Source organism: Caulobacter sp. S45, assembly GCF_903642205.1.
Lineage (GTDB): Bacteria > Pseudomonadota > Alphaproteobacteria > Caulobacterales > Caulobacteraceae > CAHJWH01.
Map to the genome: position 1 here is coordinate 15,920 of NZ_CAHJWH010000019.1, position 16,674 is coordinate 32,593.

The window sequence follows — 16,674 nt, forward strand, 5'->3', positions numbered from 1 at the left end:
GATGTCCGAGTTCAAGCCGAAATCCGAGCTGGTCCACCTGCTGGTGGAGCGCGGCTACCTGCACCAGGCCACCAACCTGGAGGGACTGGACGCAAAGGCGGTGTCGGGCGTGGTCACCGGCTACATCGGCTTCGACGCCACCGCCGCCAGCCTGCACGTGGGCAACATGATGCAGATCATGATGCTGCGCCGCATGCAGCAGACCGGCCACAAGCCCATCGTGGTCATGGGCGGCGGCACCACCAAGGTCGGCGACCCCTCGGGCAAGGACGCCACCCGCCAGCTGCTCAGCGAGGCGGCGATCGCGGCCAACATCGCCTCCATCCGCAAGGCCTTCGACGCCTACCTGAGCTTTGGCGACGGCCGCGCCGACGCGATCGTGGTGAACAACGCCGAGTGGCTGGACCAGCTCGGCTACGTCCAGTTCCTGCGCGACTACGGGGTGCACTTCACCCTGAACCGTATGCTGAGCTTCGACAGCGTGCGCCTGAGGCTGGAGCGCGAGCAGCCGCTGACCTTCCTCGAGTTCAACTACATGCTGATGCAGGCGACTGATTTCCTCGAATTGTTCAGGCGTTACGGCTGCCTCCTGCAGTTCGGCGGCTCCGACCAGTGGGGCAACATCGTCAACGGGGTGGAGCTGATCCGGCGGGTGGAGGCGAGCGAGGCCTTCGGCTTCACCAGCCCGCTGGTGACCACCGCGTCGGGCGCCAAGATGGGCAAGACGGCGCAAGGGGCGGTGTGGCTGAACGCGGAGCTGCGCAGCCCCTATGACTACTGGCAGTTCTGGCGGAACACCGAAGACGCGGACGTGGGCCGCTTCCTCAAGCTGTTCACCGACCTGCCGCTGGACGAGGTCGCGCGGCTTGAGGCGCTGCAGGGCGCCGAGATCAACGAGGCCAAGAAGGTGCTCGCGGGCGAGACCACCGCCCTGCTGCACGGCCGCGCCGCCGCGGACGCCGCCGAAGCTGGCGCGCGGGCAGCGTTCGAGGACGGCGCGACTTCGGCCGACCTGCCGAGCTTCGCCCTGCCCCGCGCCAGCCTTGAGGCGGGAGTTCAGCTCGCCGCCCTGGTGGCCGACGCCGGCCTCGCCGCATCCCGCTCCGAGGCGCGGCGACTGGCCCTTGGCGGAGGCCTGCGCCTGAACGACCGGCCCGAGACGGACGCCCAGCGCCTGGTCACCCTCGCCGACCTCGACGCAGACGGCGTGATCAAGCTTGCTGCAGGCAAGAAGAAGATCGTGCTGGTGCGGCCAGCTTGAGCCCGGGGCCCGACCTCATGCCCTGTCCCGCCGTGAAAGAGATCAAAGGAGACATCCATGTCTGAGCTGACCCTCGACGATCCCGCCCCTGACTTCGACCTGCCTACCGATGGCGGCGGACGCGTCTCCCTGGCGACACTCAAGGGCAAGCCCTTTGTCCTTTACTTCTATCCCAAGGACGACACCTCGGGTTGCACCAGTGAGGCCAAGGCCTTTTCCGAGATGAAGGCGCAGTTTGAGGCCGTCGGGTCTAAGGTGATCGGTGTGTCCAGAGACGGGCCCAACAGCCACGACAAGTTCAAGGCCAAATACGACCTGACCATAACCCTGGCGTCAGACGAGGATGGTACGATGCTGGAGCGTTACGGCGTCTGGGTCGAAAAGAGCATGTATGGTCGCAAGTACATGGGTATCGAGCGCGCCACCTTCCTGATCGGCGCTGATGGCTCGGTGAAGCAGGTCTGGCGCAAGGTGAAGGTACCCGGCCACGTGGACGCCGTGCTGAAGGCCATGCGCGCGCTGGCCGGCTAACCCAGCGGACGATGTTGAAGCACCTGTGGCAACCCGTCGCAGGTTGTACGTGACCCGCCGAGGAAGCGGATGTGCATCACGTCCTCCGCACGCCCGCATCTTGCTCAAATCTTAATGGCTCGTGAGGGCCTTCTTGCACGGAGCACGTTCTGAAGTTGTTTGAAGTCTTGCCGTCGCTCCAAAGCAACTGCCACGATCTCGCCAAAGACAGCACGATCCGCCTTAATCAGGTTGAGCAACAAAGAGTCTGATCCGAGGGCGGCTTGCGCCCGCGCCCTGGGTTTGCTCAGTGCCGCAAATGCAAACTTCCAGCTTCGGTAATGTCGTGTTCGGAACGGCCACTGCTTCCTCCAGCTACAGCCTCTTAGACTTGGGTCGTGATCTCCGGGCCAGAACACCGCGTGGGATGCGGGCGGCCAGCGCGCTCGCCGCCCCGGTCGCCATGCTGGTCGGCGCAGTCGGCCTGATGGGCTTATGGACCGCCGTGCCCCGGAACCAAGTCCTGCTCGAGGCGCCCGTCGCCCCCGCGGGCGTGATCGCCACCGATCATGAGGCGGCGGCGGTGACTCGGGCGGCCGCCAGCAACGACCGCGCCCTGAAACACCTGCTGATCGACCTCGGCGCACCGGTTCAGCTTTCCCCCGCCCCTATGGCCAGGCTGACTTCAACGGCGGCCCAGACGGTCGCCGGGCTGCGCGAGACCGAAGCCAACCTGGTCTCCGCCGCCGATCTGGCCGCCCAGGCACGGCTAAGGGACACCCGCGCAACCTTCCACGCGACCGGCCTCGACGCGCGTCCGTACATGGCCGACGCCAGCACGTCCGCCGACCTGTCGCCGCTGGAGCTGCGGGACGCCCGTGTCCTCGCAGCCCGCCTGGACGTAGACGCCCCGCTGGCGCGCCAGGTGCAGCGCACCGCCCGTGACCTGATGGCCGCCCAGGCGCTGGGTGACGCGGCGGCTGCCCTGCCGTTGGCCACCCCCGTGGACGACCCCGTGCGTTCCAGCCCGTTCGGCCCTCGGACGGACCCCTTCACCCATGTCTCGGCCTTCCACCCCGGCCAGGACTTCTCCGGCCACTATGGACAGGCGATCCATGTGACGGCGCCGGGCGTGGTGTCGTTCGTCGGCCAGCGCTCCGGCTATGGCAACTGCGTCGAGGTCGACCACGGCCACGGCTTCAAGACCCGCTATGGACATCTGGAAGCTTTCACCCTGGGCGTCGGCCAGGTGGTGAAGACCGGGGACGTGATCGGGCGCATGGGCTCAACCGGCCGCTCCACCGGCGTACACCTGCACTATGAGGTCTGGGCCAGCGGCCGCCTGCTCGATCCTGCGCCGTTCCTGAAGGCTGGGACCTCGGCGCTGCGAGGCTAGGACAGCGTCTCGACCGCGGCGATCAGGCGCGTGAGGTCCTGAGGCCGCGACAGGCGGTGATCGCCGTCGCGCACCAGGGTGAACACCACGTCGTCGCCACGCCACGCTTGCGCCAAGGCCAGGGCGTGGGTCCAAGGCACGTCGGCGTCTGCGCCGCCCTGGAGCACTTGCAGAGGCGCGTCACTCGCCACCGGACCGGGCAGCACCGACCAGGCGCGACCGTCTTCCAGCAAGGCGCGCGAGATGGCGTCTCCCGGCCCATGCGGCGATGGCCGCACCCAGACGCCGCTCGTGGCCAAGCTCTTACGGGCCTCGGAGTCCAGCTCCGGCTCCATCAGCTTGTCGGTCATATCGGCTGCGGGGGCGATCAGCACCACGCCCGCGATCCGCTCGGGCCGGGCGAGCGCCGCGAGCGTGGCGATCCAACCGCCCATGGACGAACCGACCAGGATCAGCGGGCCCGTCGTCAGCTCGTCGATCACCGCCAGCGCGTCTGCCCGCCAGCGAGAGATCGTCCCCCGAACGAACTCGCCAGACGAGGCGCCATGGCCGAAATAGTCGAAGCGGACATAGGCGCGCCCGCGCTGGCTGGCCCACTCGGCCAGGGCCTGCGCCTTCGTCCCCGCCATGTCGGAGTTGAAGCCACCGAGCCACACGACGGTCCGCCCCTCGCCCGCCATCGCCTCGTAGGCCAGCCGCTCGCCGTCGGGCCTGTGGAGATGGCTGGCCATGGAGGCTGTTCAGCGGCCCTTGAAGTCGGGCGCCCGCTTCTCGACGAAGGCGGCCATGCCTTCCTTCTGGTCCTCGAAGGCGAAGAGGGAGTGGAACAGGCGGCGTTCGACCTTGATCCCTTCGGTGAGGGTCGTCTCGAGCGCGGTGTCCACCAGCTCCTTGTTCATCACCACCGCCAGGGGCGACTGAGCGGCGATCTTGCGGGCGACGGTCATCGCTTCGTCGATGAGCTTGTCGAGGGCCACGACCCGGCTGACAAGCCCCGCGCGCTCGGCTTCAGCGGCGTCCATCATGCGCGCGGTCAGCATCATGTCCATGGCCTTCGACTTGCCCACCAGGCGGGTCAGGCGCTGGGTGCCGCCGATGCCCGGCATGACGCCGAGGTTGATCTCCGGCTGGCCGAACTTGGCGTTGTCCGCAGCGATGATGAAGTCGCACATCATCGCCAGCTCGCACCCGCCGCCGAGCGCATAGCCGGCCACCGCGGCGATGATGGGCTTCCTTGAGCGCACGATCCGCTCGGAGGCTTCAGTGAAGAAGTCCTGGCGGAACGCGTCGGCATAGCTCAGCCCCGCCATCTCCTTGATGTCGGCGCCCGCCGCGAAGGTCTTGCTCGAGCCGGTGAGCACCAGGCAGCGCACCGTCTCGTCGCGATCCAGCGCCTCTATGCACAACGACAGCTCCTGCATCAGCTGGCTGTTCAGGGCGTTCAGCGCTTCCGGCCGGTTCAGCCGGATCAGGGCCACGCCGTCGGCGGCGGGCTCCGCGATGACCGTCTCGTAGTCGCTCATCGGCCGCCTCTCGCCTCCGCGTCCAACTCGTCCAGGTGGCCGCGCATCAGCTGCAGCACGCCGGAAAAGTCTTTGTCGCCGTAGCCCAGGCGGTCGAACATGGCGTAGAGGCCCTCGGCCTGCGCACCCATGGGCGTCGCCGCGCCTGCCGCCGCCGCCGCGGCCTGTGCGAGCTTCAGGTCCTTCAGCATGAGCTTGGTCAGGAAGCCGCCCTCGTAGCCGCGGTCCGACGGCGAGGCCGGCCCGACGCCCGGCCACGGGCAGTAGCTGGAGATCGACCAGCACTGGCCTGAGGACTGGGAGACGATGTCGAAGACCTTGTCCGGCTTGAGCCCCAGCCGCTCAGCGAGCGCAAAGGCCTCGCAGACGCCGAGCATCGAGATGCCCAGCACCATGTTGTTGCAGATCTTGGCCGCCTGGCCGGCTCCGGCCTCGCCCGCATGCACCACGGCCTTGGCCATGGGCTTCAGCGCCGCCTGGACATCGGGGAAGCGCGCTTCTTCGCAGCCGACCATGAAGGTCAGCGTACCGGCTTCGGCCGCCGCGATCCCGCCGGAGACGGGCGCATCGGCGAAGCTGACGCCTGCATCCCTGGCCTCGGCGGCGAGGGCGCGGGCGCTGTCCACGTCGATCGTGGAGCAGTCGATCAGCAGTGCGCTCTTGGACACGCCGGGCAGCACCGCCTCGGTCAACACCTGGCGCACGTGGGCGCCGGCGGGCAGCATGGTGATCACCAGTTCCGCCCCCTCGGCCGCCTTCGCCGCAGACCCCGCGGCCATGCAGCCGGACTGGACCGCGCGCTCAACCGCCAGGCCGCTCAGGTCGAAGGCCTGCACCTGATGGCCGGCCGCGGCCTGCCGGGCGGCCATGCCGGCGCCCATATTGCCAAGACCGATGAAGGCGATGCGGCTCATCGTCGTCCTCTTTGCGCGCCGCCCTCGTTGAGGTGGGCCGGCGTCCATTCCTCATCTTCGGGCAAGGGCTCGAAGATGGCGTCGAGTTTCTGTTGGGTGACCTGCGCCAGGGTCGGCGGATCCCAACGGGGCGCGTTGTCCTTGTCGACGATCACCGCGCGCACGCCTTCGCGGAAGTCGGCGCTCATGCTGACGCGGGCGGCGATGCGGTACTCCACCGCCATCTCCGCCTCGAAACTTTGCACGTCGCGTCCCTGGCGGAGCTGTCGGTACGCCACTTTCATAGCCTGAGGCGACTTGCTCTTCAGAGTGGCGAGCTGGGCCAGCGCCCATTCGCCGCCGTCCGCCTCCAGGGCGTTGAGGATGGCTTCCACGCTCTCTGCACCGAAGAGCCGGTCGATGTCCGCCCGCTGCCGCGCGAGGGGTGGTTCGCCCGCATCGGCCTCGCGCTCGGTCAGCAGGGTGTCGAGCGCGCCGGGATCAGCGAGCAGCTGCGCCTTCAGCGCCTCGACCTGGCCCTGCGGCACATAGTCGGTGGCCAAGCCCAGCAGCAGGCAGTCCGCCGCCTTCAGGCGCGCGCCGGTCAGAGCCAGCCACATGCCGGTCTCGCCCACCAGACGCGGCAGGAACCAGCCGCCGCCCACGTCGGGGAACAAGCCTATGCCGGTTTCCGGCATGGCGAAGACGGTGCGCTCGGTGGCTATGCGATAGCTGGCCGGGGCCGAGATGCCGACCCCGCCGCCCATCACCACGCCATCCATGAACGCCACCACCGGCTTGTCGTAGCCGAACAGCAGGGCGTTCAGCCGGTACTCCTCGGCGAAGAAGGCCCGGGCGGCGACGCCATCCTGCGCCCCGCTCTCCATGATCATGCGGATGTCGCCGCCGGCGCAGAAACCTCGCGGGCCGGTGTGGTCGAGCATCACGGCCGCGACCCGCGGATCGTTGCGCCAAGCCAGCAGGGCCTGCGCCATGATCTGGCACATCTGCGTGTTCAGGGCGTGCAGAGCGGAGGGCCGGTTCAGGGTCAGCCGGCCCCAGCCGCCTTCCACCCGGGCGATGACGGGCGCTGCGTCGGTCACTGGCGCAGCATCTCGCGCGCGGTGATCACGCGCATGATCTCGTTGGTGCCTTCCAGGATCTGGTGCACGCGAAGGTCCCGCACGATCCGCTCCAGCGGATAGTCCTTCAGGTAGCCGTAGCCGCCGTGCAGCTGCAGGGCGTCGTTGGCGACGCGCGAGCCCGCATCGGTGGCGAAGCGCTTGGCCATGGCGCAGAGCTTGGTGGCGTCGCGGTCCTTGCGATCCAGCGCCGAAGCGGCGTTGCGGATCATCAGCCTCGCAGCCTCTAGCTCGGTGGCCATGTCGGCCAGCTTGAACTGCAGCGCCTGGAAGTCCGACAGCGGGCGGCCGAACTGCCTTCTCGTCGCCACATAGGCCTGTGCGGTGTCCAGCGCGAGTTGCGCGCCGCCCAGCGAACAGGCGCCGATGTTCAGCCGCCCACCGTCCAGGCCGGACATGGCGATGCGGAAGCCTTCGCCCTCCGCACCCACGCGGTTCTCCACCGGCACGCGGCAGTCGTCGAAGTTGACCACGGCGGTCGGCTGGGCGTTCCAGCCCATCTTCCGCTCCAGAGCGCCGAAGCCGAGCCCAGGCGTTCCCTTCTCCACCACCAGGGTCGAAACGCCCTTGGGGCCGTCGCCGCCCGTGCGCACCATGACCACGTAGACATCGCTGGCGCCGGCGCCGGAGATGAAGGCCTTGGATCCGTTCAGAACGTAATGGTCGCCGTCCAACCGGGCTGTGGTGCGGAGCGCCGCCGCATCCGACCCCGACCCTGGCTCGGTCAGGCAATAGGAGCCGATCAGCTCCATGGTGGTCATGCTCGGCAGGAAGCGCTGGCGCAGCAGGTCGTCGCCGTACCGGTCGATCATCCAACTGGCCATGTTGTGGATCGAGATGAAGGCGGCCGTGGCCACGTCGCCGTAGGACAAGGCCTCGAACACCAGCGTGGCGTCCAGCCGGCTGAGCGCGGAGCCGCCCACGTCGTCGCGTACGTACAGGCCCGCAAATCCGAGCCCCGCAGCTCTGCGCATCACGTCGACGGGAAAGTGGTGCTCCTCGTCCCAACGGGCGGAGTGGGGGGCGAGTTCGGCGTCAGCGAATCCCTTCGCCGCGTTCCAGATCGCCGTCTGGTCTTCATTGAAGGCGAACTCCACCCCCCGAACTCCTCAACCCGCCGTCCGGCGGTTCAGTCCCCCAGCACTTGGGCGGGTCGTAGGCTGCGGAACGGCTGAAGCCAAGCCTCCGACTTGGTCCAGCGATGGATGTCGCCGCAGGCCGAGCACCGCACCGCGGCGTTCTCGAAGGCGTCGCCCGCGAACTGCGCCTCGGACATGGTGTGGCGGGTGGATACGGGGTCGCCCGTGACCGGGCAGTGGATCATGACAAGAGGCATACGCTCACAACGCGCAGCTTTGCGATTGGTGACGCCCCGTGCGGATTTGTCCACAGGTGAGGCGGGCTCGCGCGCCAGCGGTCCTCAGGTGTTGAGCACCATGGCATAGGCGTCGAGGGAGGCCTCGTGCATGGCCTCCGACATCGTAGGGTGCGGGAAGACGGTGGCGAACAGCTCCGCCTCGGTGGCCTCCAGCGTCATCGCGAGCGCGAAGCCCTGGATCATCTCGGTGACCTCGCCCCCGATCATGTGCGCGCCGACCAGCTCGCCGGTCTCGGCGTCGAACACCGTCTTGACGAAGCCCTCGGTCTCGCCGGACGCGATGGCCTTGCCGTTGGCGCGGAACGGGAAGCGACCGACCTTGATCTTGCGGCCATCCTTCTTCGCCTGGGCCTCTGTGAGGCCGACCGAGGCGATCTGGGGATTGGTATAGGTGCAGCCGGGGATCGGCGCCTTCAACGGCGGGGCATCCTTGCCCGCGATGTGCTCGGCGGCGTGAACGCCCTCGTGGCTGGCCTTGTGCGCCAGCCAGGGCGCGGAGGCGATGTCGCCGATGGCGTACAGCCCCTTCACATTGGTCAGGCAATGGCCGTCGGTGACCACGAAGCCGCGATCGACCTTCACCCCGAGATCCTCCAGGCCGATCGCCTCGATGTTGGCCTGCACGCCCACCGCGATGATGGCGCGCTCCGCCTGCAGCGTCTCCGCCTTGTCCTTGGCCTCGAGCGCGATGGAGACGCCGTCGCCGTCCTTCGACAGCCCGGTCACCTTGGCGCCGGTGCGGAACTTCAGGCCGCGCTTCTCCAGCGCCTTCTGGGCGGCGGCGGAGATTTCCTCGTCCTCCACCGGCAGTATGCGGCCCAACGCCTCGATCACCGTCACCTCGGAGCCCAGCGAGCGATAGAAGCTGGCGAACTCCAGCCCTATGGCGCCGGAGCCGACCACCAGCAGGGTCTTGGGGAAGGCTGGTGGGGTCATGGCTTCGCGATAGGTCCAGACGCGGTCCCCATCCGCCACCAGTCCGATGGCGGGGAGCGTCTTGGCCCGCCCGCCGGTGGCCAGGATGACCGCACCGGCCTGAACCGTGCGCGAGCCACCGGCGGTCAGGGCCACCACGACCTTGGGGGCCGGGTCGCCCGTCTCCAGCCTCGCGGTCCCAGCGAGCACCTCGATCCGGTTCTTCTTCATCAGGAAGCCGACGCCGCTGTTCAGCTGCTTGGCAACCTTGCGGGACCGCTCGATCACCTTGGGGAAGTCGAAGCCGGTCTTGTCGACGCTGAGGCCGTAGTCGACGGCGTGGGTGCTCATGGTCTCGAACACCTCGCCGGACTTCAGCAGCGCCTTGGTGGGGATGCAGCCCCAGTTCAGGCAGATGCCGCCGAGTTCCGCCCGCTCCACGATGGCGGTCTTCAGGCCGAGCTGCGCCCCGCGGATGGCGGCGGTGTAGCCGCCCGGGCCGGAGCCGATGACGATGAGGTCGAAATCCAATTTATCGATCCTACTTGCGAGGCTGAGTACGCATCCAAGCGTCGAACTTAGCCCAGTTCACATGATGGGCGTCGTCCTGATGGCCCTTAGCTAACCACCGAACTCCACCTCTTGAAACGCGGAGTTCTCCAAGTTTTCCATCGGTTGTAGACACAACAAACCTCGGCGCGGTTTGTTCATTCACTACCGAGAGCTCACCGACATTCATTTTGATATCAGCCACCGACTTTGCTCCTCACGCCAGCATGGTCACCGGGTCTTCCACGAAGCCCTTGAAGGCCTGCACCCAGCGCGCCCCGATGGCGCCGTCCACCACCCGGTGGTCGCAGGTGAGCGTCACGCTCATCACTGTGGCCACCGCCAGCGCGTCGCCGCGCACCACAGGCCGCTTCTCGCCGGCGCCCACCGACAGGATGCAGCCCTGGGGCTGGTTCAGGATCGAGCTGAAGCTTCGGATGCCGAACATGCCGAGATTCGACAGCGAGAAGGTGCCGCCCTGGAACTCCTCCGGCCTCAGCTTGCGGGTCCGCGCCCGCTCTGCGAGGTCCTTCATGGCGGTGGAGAGGTCGGCCAGGGAGCGGTTCTCGGCCTCCCGGATGATGGGCGTGATCAGGCCGCCGTCGATGGCCACCGCCACCGCCACATCGGCATGGTGGTGTAGGGCGATCCCCTCCGGCGTGAAGGAGGCGTTGGCTTCGGGCACCGCCTTGAGCGCCAGAGCCGAGGCCTTGATCAGCAGGTCGTTGACGGAGACCCGCACGCCCCGGCTTTCCAGGGCGCCGTTGATGCGCTTGCGCGCGTCGAGCAGGCGGTCGATCTCCAGGTCCATGTTGAGCGGGAAGTGCGGCACGTCGCGGAAGCTCTCAGTGAGCCGGCGTGCGATGGTGCGGCGCATCCCGTCCAGTGGAATGAGATCGTAGGAGCCGGGAGGGATGCCGAGGCTTTCCAGCGACTTCGCCTCGGCCGGCGCGGCGGGTGGCGCCGCTTGCGGCTTGGAGGCCGGAGGCGGAGCGGCCTGCGGCTGGGCGGCCGGTGCGCCCGGCTTGGCCACCTCGATGTCGCTGACGATGATGCGGCCGTGCGGGCCGGAGCCCTTCAGCGCCGACAGGTCCAAACCCTTCTGCTGAGCTAGCCGTCGCGCCAGCGGGCTGGCGAATATCCGGGCGGCGATGGGACTCCCTCCGTCCGCTTCGCCGCCATCTCCCCCGGAGGAGGAGGATCCGAAAGCGCCACCTCGATCTTCCTCGTCTGGCGAAAGTGGCGACGAAGCCGACGAAGGGGGCTTGGCGCCTTCGTCGGCTCTCGGCGGCGACTTCGCGCCCGGATCGGCCTGGCGTTCGCGCGCCTCTTCCTGGCCCTGGTCCCGGGCCGCGCGGGGGTCGTCGGAGCTGGCCCCGGCGATGACGTCCTTGCTCTGGGCCGCCTTGGGTTGCTCCGCTGGAGGGGCGGTGGGGGCTGCAGTCCCGCCCTCCCCCTTCAGCCTGGCGATGGGGGAATTGACCTTCACCCCCTCGGTCCCTTCCGGGACCAGGATGGCGTCCACCACGCCCTCGTCCACGGCCTCCACCTCCATGGTAGCCTTGTCGGTCTCGATCTCTGCGATCACGTCACCGGCGGAGACAGTGTCGCCGGCCTTCACGTGCCACTTGGCCAGCACCCCCTCCTCCATGGTCGGCGAGAGGGCGGGCATAAGGATGTCGGTCATCGCAGGTCTCTTGGCCGCCGGTCAGGCGCGGCTGAGGTGGGCGAGGCTGGGGCCATGGGCCTCCCAGTCGCGTCCGTCGAAGGGCTCAACGCGCAGGTCCAGCGCCACGTATTCGTCCAGGCAACGGGCGTTCACCGACCAGCCGTCCGGGTTCGAACGAGGGCGGTAGAAGGCCTTCGCCCCACAGGTGCTGCAGAACAGGTGTCGCGCCACGCCTGTCCCGAGCTGTAACTCGTCAGGTGATCCGCGCCCAAGAGCAGGCGGAAGCAATCCTCCGGCACGATCAGGTGCAGGTAGCCCATCTTGCTGCAGATGGAGCAATTGCAGTCCTGGACCGTCAGCTGCGAGGTCAGCTCGGCTTTGAAACGCACGGCTCCGCAGTGGCAGCCGCCCTGCTTCCAGCTGCGGTCGTCTCGCGGGCTCACTTGTAGCAGACGCCCTTCACCGCCTGCACGATCTTGTCGACCGAGGGCAGGCAGAGCGCCTCCAGGTTGGCTGCGTAGGGCATCGGCACGTCCTCGCCGCTGACCCGGGTCGGTGGGGCGTCCAGGTAGTCGAAGGCGTGCTCCACCACCCGCTGGCAGACCTCGGCGCCGACGCCATAGGTCGCCCAGCCCTCCTCCACGCTCACCAGCCGGTTGGTCTTCTTCACGCTCTCGACGATGGTCTCATGGTCCAGAGGGCGCAGGGTGCGCATGTCCACCACCTCCGCCTCGATCCCGTCGGCAGCAAGCTTCTCGGCCGCCTCGAGCGCGAACCCGACCATGCGGGAGTGGGCGACCAGGGTCACGTGCCTGCCCTCCCGGCGCACCTTGGCCTTGCCGATGGGCAGGACGAAGTCGTCCATCTCCGGAACGTCGAACTCGTGCCCATAAAGCATCTCGTTCTCCAGGAAGACCACCGGGTTCGGATCGCGGATGGCAGCCTTCAGCAGCCCTTTGGCGTCGGCCGCGTCATAGGGCGCGATCACCTTCAGCCCCGGCACCGAGCCGTACCAGGCGGAATAGTCCTGGCTGTGCTGAGCCCCCACCCGCGCCGCGGCGCCGTTAGGGCCGCGGAACACGATGGAGCAGGTGATCTGGCCGCCGGACATGTAGCGGGTCTTGGCGGCGGAATTGACGATGGCGTCGATGGCCTGCATGGCGAAGTTGAAGGTCATGAACTCTACGATCGGCTTCAGCCCGGCCATGGCCGCCCCGACGCCAAGCCCCGCAAAGCCGTATTCGGTGATCGGCGTATCCACCACGCGCTTGTCGCCGAACTCCTGCAGCAGGTCGCGCGACACCTTGTAGGCGCCCTGGTACTGGGCGACCTCCTCGCCGATCAGGAAGACGCTGTCGTCGCGCCGCATCTCCTCCGCCATGGCGTCGCGCAGCGCGTCGCGCACCGTGGTCGCCACCATCTTGGTGCCGGCTGGGATGTCGGGGTCGGCGAGCGGAGAGGGCGTAGCGAGGGCGACAGGCCCCTCCCCTTCCGCTTTGGGCTTGACGGTCTCCGGGGGCTGCTTCTCCGGCTCGCCAGCGCTGGCCTCGGCGGCGTTCGGCTTGGCGACAGCGACCGGCGCTGCGGCGGCGGAGCCCCCTCCGTCCGCTTCGCGGCCACCTCCCCCAGGGGGGGAGGATCTAGGACCCTGTTTTTCTTGATCTTCCTCCCCTGGGGGAAGTGGCGGCGAAGCCGACGAAGGGGGCGACTTGGCGCTATGGTCAGCCTCATCCTTCAGCCGCGCTATGGGCGCGTTGACCTTCACGCCCTCGGCCCCGGCCTCCACCAGCAGCGCCTCCACCACGCCCTCGTCGACGGCTTCGACCTCCATGGTGGCCTTGTCGGTCTCGATCTCGGCGATCACATCGCCGGCCGAGACCGTGTCGCCGACCTTGATGTTCCACTTGGACAGTGTGCCCTCCTCCATGGTGGGGGAGAGGGCGGGCATGAGGACATCGGTCACGTGGGTTGCTCAAGCCTCTGCATAGACGTCTGTGTAGAGTTCCTTGGGGTCCGGCTCGGGCGCGGTGCGGGCGAACTCGGCGGCGTCGGCGACGATCTTCTTCACCTCCGCATCGATGGCCTTCAGCGCCGCCTCATCGGCGAAGCCGCGGGCCTCCATCTTGTCGCGCAGATGGTCGATGGGGTCGCGGGTCTTGCGCACCTCGTCCACCTCCTCCCGCGTCCGATACTTGGCCGGGTCGCTCATGGAGTGGCCGCGGTAGCGGTAGGTCTTCATCTCCAGGATGTAGGGCCCCTGGCCTGAGCGGGCGAACTCCGCCGCCCTCGCTCCAGCCTCGCGCACCGCCTCGATGTCCATCCCGTCCACCTCCTCGCCCGGAATGTTGAAGCTTTCGCCCCGGCGGAACAGGTGGGTCTGGGAGGAGGCGCGCTCGACGCTCGTGCCCATGGCGTACTGGTTGTTCTCGATCACGAAGACGATCGGCAGCTTCCACAGCTCGGCCATGTTGAAGGCCTCGTAGACCTGTCCCTGGTTGGCCGCACCGTCCCCGAAATAGGTGAAGCTGACCTTGCCGTTCCCGCGATACCAGTTGGCGAAGGCCAGGCCGGTACCGAGCGGCACCTGCGCGCCGACGATCCCGTTGCCGCCGAAAAAGCCCTTCTCCACCGAGAACATATGCATGGAGCCGCCCTTGCCGCGGGCGGCGCCCGTGGCGCGGCCTGTCAGCTCCGACAGGACGGCCTTGGGGTCCATGCCGATGGCCAGCATGTGGCCATGCTCGCGGTAGCCGGTGATGACCTCGTCGCCGTCCTCGGCGATCGACTGCATGCCAACCGCGATGGCTTCCTGGCCGATGTAGAGGTGGCAGAAGCCGCCGATCAGCCCCATGCCATAGAGCTGGCCCGCCCGCTCCTCGAAGCGGCGGATCAGCAGCATGTCGCGATACCAGCCGAGCATCTGGTCTTTGGAGGCGGAGCCAGGCGGGTGGTTGTGGTCGGACGGAGCGGGATCGGCTGCAAGCGCAGAGGTCCTGCCCGGCCTGGGCTTTGCACCGGTTTGCGCGGGACGGCGCGCCTGCGAGCGCTTGGCGTCGGCGGTGGGCGGCTTGGATGCGCGGGCCATGAACAGAAGTCTCCCGTGACGGCGCCCTGTCTAGAGCGCCGTCCGACCGGGGGAAAGCGTCAAAACATCAGTCCGAGCGGCGGGCGGTCCGGATCACGTAGTCGCGAGGGTCGGCGAAGCCCAGGATTACGCGCGCCCGTTCGTCCAGCAGGTCGCGCGACAGGGAGGCGTCGCTGAGCAGGTGGATGCGGCTGTCGAGCTCGGCCTCCTGGGCTTGCAGACGCTTCAGCTCCTGGCTGCGGGCGGCGAGCGCCGCATTGCGCTGCGGCCGGGTGAGCAGGCCGCGGTCGCCGGTCAGGGCCTGATAACCGAAGTAGAAGATCAGCAGGGCGAACAGGGCCGTGGGGATGTAGGGGCGCAGACGATGGAACACGCGCGACTCCGGGCCGGACTGCATCTCAGGGATGCGCGAACAGGGTTAACGGCAGGTTTAGCCGCGAACCTCCCTCCCTGCGAAGCGGGGGAGGAGAACACCTACAGCCCCCTGAACACGCCCTTGCCGGCGAAGACGGCCTGGTCACCCAGCGCCTCCTCGATGCGCAGCAGCTGGTTGTACTTGGACAACCGGTCCGAGCGGGCCAGCGAGCCGGTCTTAATCTGCCCGCAGTTGGTGGCCACGGCCAGATCGGCGATGGTGGCGTCCTCCGTCTCGCCGGAGCGGTGGGACATGACCGCGGTGTAGGCGGCGCGGTGGGCCATGTCGACGGCGTCCAGGGTCTCGGACAGGGTGCCGATCTGGTTGACCTTGACCAGGATCGAATTGGCCAGGCCCTGCTCTATGCCCATGGCCAGCCGCTCAGGGTTGGTGACGAACAGGTCATCGCCGACGATCTGGATGCGCTCGCCCAGCGCCTCGGTGAGCTGGGCCCAGCCCTCCATGTCGTCCTCCGCACAGCCGTCCTCGATGGAGACGATGGGGAAGGCGTCGACCAGCCTGGCCCAGTAGTCGACGATGCCGGCCGAATCGAGGGTCTTGCCCTCCCCCGCCAGAACGTAGCGACCGTCCTTGTAGAACTCGGTGGAGGCGGGATCAAGCGCCAGCCAGAAGTCCTCGCCGGCCTGGTAGCCCGCCGCCTCGCCCGCCTTGACAATGTAGGCCAGCGCCTCTTCGGCGGAGGCGAGGTTGGGAGCGAAGCCGCCCTCATCGCCGACATTGGTGTTCAGCCCCGCCTTCTTCAGCGCGCCCTTCAAGGCATGGAAGATCTCCGCGCCCATGCGCAGCGCGTCGGCGAAGGTCTCCGCGCCCGCGGGGACGACCATGAACTCCTGGATGTCGATGGGATTGTCGGCGTGCACCCCGCCGTTGATGACGTTCATCATCGGCGTCGGCAGCACCCGGGCCGAGACGCCGCCGATGTAGCGGTAGAGCGGCAGGGTGGCGCTCTGGGCCGAGGCCTTGGCGGCGGCGAGGCTGACGCCCAGGATGGCGTTGGCGCCCAGCCGGCTCTTGTTGGGCGTGCCGTCCAGCTCGATCATGGCCGCGTCGAGCCGGCGCTGGTCCTCGGCGTCGAAGCCGGACAGGGCGTCGAAGATCTCGCCGTTCACCGCGTCGACGGCCTTCTGCACGCCCTTGCCGCCGTAGCGGTTGTCGTCGCCGTCACGCTTCTCCACCGCTTCGTGCGCGCCGGTGGAGGCGCCGGAGGGGACGGCGAAGCGGCCGAAGCTGCCGTCTTCCAGGGCGACGTCGACCTCGACAGTGGGATTGCCCCGGCTGTCCAGGATTTCCCGGGCGGTGATGTCGACGATATCGGCCATGGAGCGATCCTGAGGTCTGCGGCGCCGTTCCCCGGATGTGCGAACGGCGCGCGAGCCTTAGCCCACGCGCCGTCGGTGCTCAACAATCGCTCTCCCGCAAGGGGAAAGCGAGCGCCCTAGCAGTGCACGGTGCTCTTGGCGATGGCGTGGCCCGCCACCGCGCCGACGCCGGCGCCCACCAGGCCGCCGACCAACCCGTGGCCGATCAGTGCGCCGGCCACGCCGCCCGTCGCTGCGCCGGCCAGGGTGCCCTGATTGCCGGCGTGGCGCCTCGCACGGTAGCAGCTGTGATAGTAGTGGTGGTGATAGCCATAGTAACCCTGGGCGGAAGCCGGCGCGACGCCCGCAGCCGTCACGGAGGTCAGGGTGGCCAAGGCGGTGACCGCCATCATCAACTTGCGCATAATCGTCTCCCGATCCGATGCGCTACGGAATGACAAGCCGAAGGCTAGGGTTCCGAGGCGCGAGGATCCGGTTGTCGCAGGTGCGAGATGAACGGCGCCTGAGCGCGCCCGTCATGCCAGATGGTACCACCTCCCGGTCTCGAACCGGGGACCTCCAGAGCCACAATCTGGCGCTCTAACCAACTGAGCTAAGG

17 protein-coding genes are annotated in these 16,674 nt (G+C 68.1%); 3 read left to right on the forward strand and 14 right to left on the reverse strand.

The genetic code is table 11. The annotated features are described in order from the left end of the window. Position 1 precedes the first annotated feature (1 nt). The 3 genes from tyrS (at position 2) to HUV06_RS03795 (ending at position 3,167) form a co-directional block, all read left to right on the forward strand. Complete coding sequence (gene tyrS / locus HUV06_RS03785) at positions 2-1,261, forward strand: tyrosine--tRNA ligase (protein ID WP_174299940.1); 1,260 nt, start codon at positions 2-4, stop codon at positions 1,259-1,261. Positions 1,262-1,318: 57 nt separating this feature from the next. Further along, a complete protein-coding gene (locus tag HUV06_RS03790; RefSeq protein ID WP_174299941.1) occupies positions 1,319-1,792 on the forward strand; it encodes a peroxiredoxin in 474 nt (157 codons plus the stop codon). 406 nt (positions 1,793-2,198) lie between these two features. After that, entirely contained in the window at positions 2,199-3,167 is a 969-nt protein-coding gene (locus HUV06_RS03795; protein WP_217433624.1) for a M23 family metallopeptidase, read from the forward strand. Here the strand turns inward: HUV06_RS03795 and HUV06_RS03800 are convergent. The 14 genes from HUV06_RS03800 to HUV06_RS03865 form a co-directional block, all read right to left on the reverse strand. After that, entirely contained in the window at positions 3,164-3,898 is a 735-nt protein-coding gene (locus HUV06_RS03800; RefSeq protein WP_174299943.1) for an alpha/beta fold hydrolase, read from the reverse strand. The genes HUV06_RS03795 and HUV06_RS03800 overlap by 4 nt on opposite strands. 9 nt (positions 3,899-3,907) lie before the next feature. Beyond that, a complete protein-coding gene (locus tag HUV06_RS03805) occupies positions 3,908-4,690 on the reverse strand; it encodes an enoyl-CoA hydratase (protein WP_174299944.1) in 783 nt (260 codons plus the stop codon). Further along, positions 4,687-5,604, reverse strand: coding sequence for a 3-hydroxyisobutyrate dehydrogenase (mmsB, locus tag HUV06_RS03810; protein ID WP_254600858.1), 918 nt, complete (start codon positions 5,602-5,604; stop codon positions 4,687-4,689). Before mmsB ends, HUV06_RS03805 begins: the two co-directional genes overlap by 4 nt. Beyond that, on the reverse strand, positions 5,601-6,686 hold the full coding sequence (locus HUV06_RS03815; RefSeq protein WP_174299946.1) for an enoyl-CoA hydratase/isomerase family protein: 1,086 nt from the start codon (positions 6,684-6,686) through the stop codon (positions 5,601-5,603). The genes mmsB and HUV06_RS03815 overlap by 4 nt, the downstream gene beginning before the upstream one ends. Continuing rightward, positions 6,683-7,822, reverse strand: coding sequence for an isobutyryl-CoA dehydrogenase (locus HUV06_RS03820; protein WP_174299947.1), 1,140 nt, complete (start codon positions 7,820-7,822; stop codon positions 6,683-6,685). Before HUV06_RS03820 ends, HUV06_RS03815 begins: the two co-directional genes overlap by 4 nt. Positions 7,823-7,854: 32 nt before the next feature. Then, positions 7,855-8,061, reverse strand: a complete 207-nt coding sequence (locus HUV06_RS03825; RefSeq protein WP_174299948.1) for a hypothetical protein — start codon at positions 8,059-8,061, stop codon at positions 7,855-7,857. Positions 8,062-8,145: 84 nt separating this feature from the next. Next, positions 8,146-9,549 carry a dihydrolipoyl dehydrogenase gene (lpdA, locus tag HUV06_RS03830; RefSeq protein ID WP_174299949.1) on the reverse strand — a complete coding sequence of 468 codons (1,404 nt, stop codon included), beginning with the start codon at positions 9,547-9,549 and terminating at the stop codon, positions 8,146-8,148. A gap of 235 nt (positions 9,550-9,784) precedes the next feature. Then, positions 9,785-11,254, reverse strand: coding sequence for a pyruvate dehydrogenase complex dihydrolipoamide acetyltransferase (locus HUV06_RS03835; protein ID WP_174299950.1), 1,470 nt, complete (start codon positions 11,252-11,254; stop codon positions 9,785-9,787). A 21-nt stretch (positions 11,255-11,275) separates the two neighbouring features. Further along, entirely contained in the window at positions 11,276-11,467 is a 192-nt protein-coding gene (locus HUV06_RS15970) for a hypothetical protein (protein ID WP_217433625.1), read from the reverse strand. A gap of 208 nt (positions 11,468-11,675) precedes the next feature. Further along, a complete protein-coding gene (locus tag HUV06_RS03845) occupies positions 11,676-13,184 on the reverse strand; it encodes a pyruvate dehydrogenase complex E1 component subunit beta (RefSeq protein ID WP_174299957.1) in 1,509 nt (502 codons plus the stop codon). Positions 13,185-13,208: 24 nt separating this feature from the next. Next, entirely contained in the window at positions 13,209-14,321 is a 1,113-nt protein-coding gene (pdhA, locus tag HUV06_RS03850) for a pyruvate dehydrogenase (acetyl-transferring) E1 component subunit alpha (RefSeq protein ID WP_174299951.1), read from the reverse strand. Between the two features lie 67 nt (positions 14,322-14,388). Then, positions 14,389-14,694, reverse strand: coding sequence for a septum formation initiator family protein (locus tag HUV06_RS03855; RefSeq protein ID WP_174299952.1), 306 nt, complete (start codon positions 14,692-14,694; stop codon positions 14,389-14,391). Between the two features lie 101 nt (positions 14,695-14,795). Next, a complete protein-coding gene (eno, locus tag HUV06_RS03860; protein ID WP_174299953.1) occupies positions 14,796-16,076 on the reverse strand; it encodes a phosphopyruvate hydratase in 1,281 nt (426 codons plus the stop codon). Positions 16,077-16,192: 116 nt separating this feature from the next. Beyond that, the gene (locus HUV06_RS03865; RefSeq protein ID WP_174299954.1) at positions 16,193-16,480 is read right to left on the reverse strand and encodes a glycine zipper 2TM domain-containing protein; all 288 of its coding nucleotides are present in this window, start codon (positions 16,478-16,480) and stop codon (positions 16,193-16,195) included. Positions 16,481-16,674 lie beyond the last annotated feature (194 nt).

Coding starts and splice junctions, on each gene's coding strand:
- tyrS (WP_174299940.1), top strand. CDS start 2: ATGTCCGAGTTCAAGCCGAAATCCGAGCTGGTCCACCTGCTGGTGGAG.
- HUV06_RS03790 (WP_174299941.1), top strand. CDS start 1,319: ATGTCTGAGCTGACCCTCGACGATCCCGCCCCTGACTTCGACCTGCCT.
- HUV06_RS03795 (WP_217433624.1), top strand. CDS start 2,199: ATGCGGGCGGCCAGCGCGCTCGCCGCCCCGGTCGCCATGCTGGTCGGC.
- HUV06_RS03800 (WP_174299943.1), bottom strand. CDS start 3,898: ATGGCCAGCCATCTCCACAGGCCCGACGGCGAGCGGCTGGCCTACGAG.
- HUV06_RS03805 (WP_174299944.1), bottom strand. CDS start 4,690: ATGAGCGACTACGAGACGGTCATCGCGGAGCCCGCCGCCGACGGCGTG.
- mmsB (WP_254600858.1), bottom strand. CDS start 5,604: ATGAGCCGCATCGCCTTCATCGGTCTTGGCAATATGGGCGCCGGCATG.
- HUV06_RS03825 (WP_174299948.1), bottom strand. CDS start 8,061: ATGCCTCTTGTCATGATCCACTGCCCGGTCACGGGCGACCCCGTATCC.
- HUV06_RS03835 (WP_174299950.1), bottom strand. CDS start 11,254: ATGACCGACATCCTTATGCCCGCCCTCTCGCCGACCATGGAGGAGGGG.
- HUV06_RS03845 (WP_174299957.1), bottom strand. CDS start 13,184: ATGCCCGCCCTCTCCCCCACCATGGAGGAGGGCACACTGTCCAAGTGG.
- pdhA (WP_174299951.1), bottom strand. CDS start 14,321: ATGGCCCGCGCATCCAAGCCGCCCACCGCCGACGCCAAGCGCTCGCAG.
- eno (WP_174299953.1), bottom strand. CDS start 16,076: ATGGCCGATATCGTCGACATCACCGCCCGGGAAATCCTGGACAGCCGG.
- HUV06_RS03865 (WP_174299954.1), bottom strand. CDS start 16,480: ATGCGCAAGTTGATGATGGCGGTCACCGCCTTGGCCACCCTGACCTCC.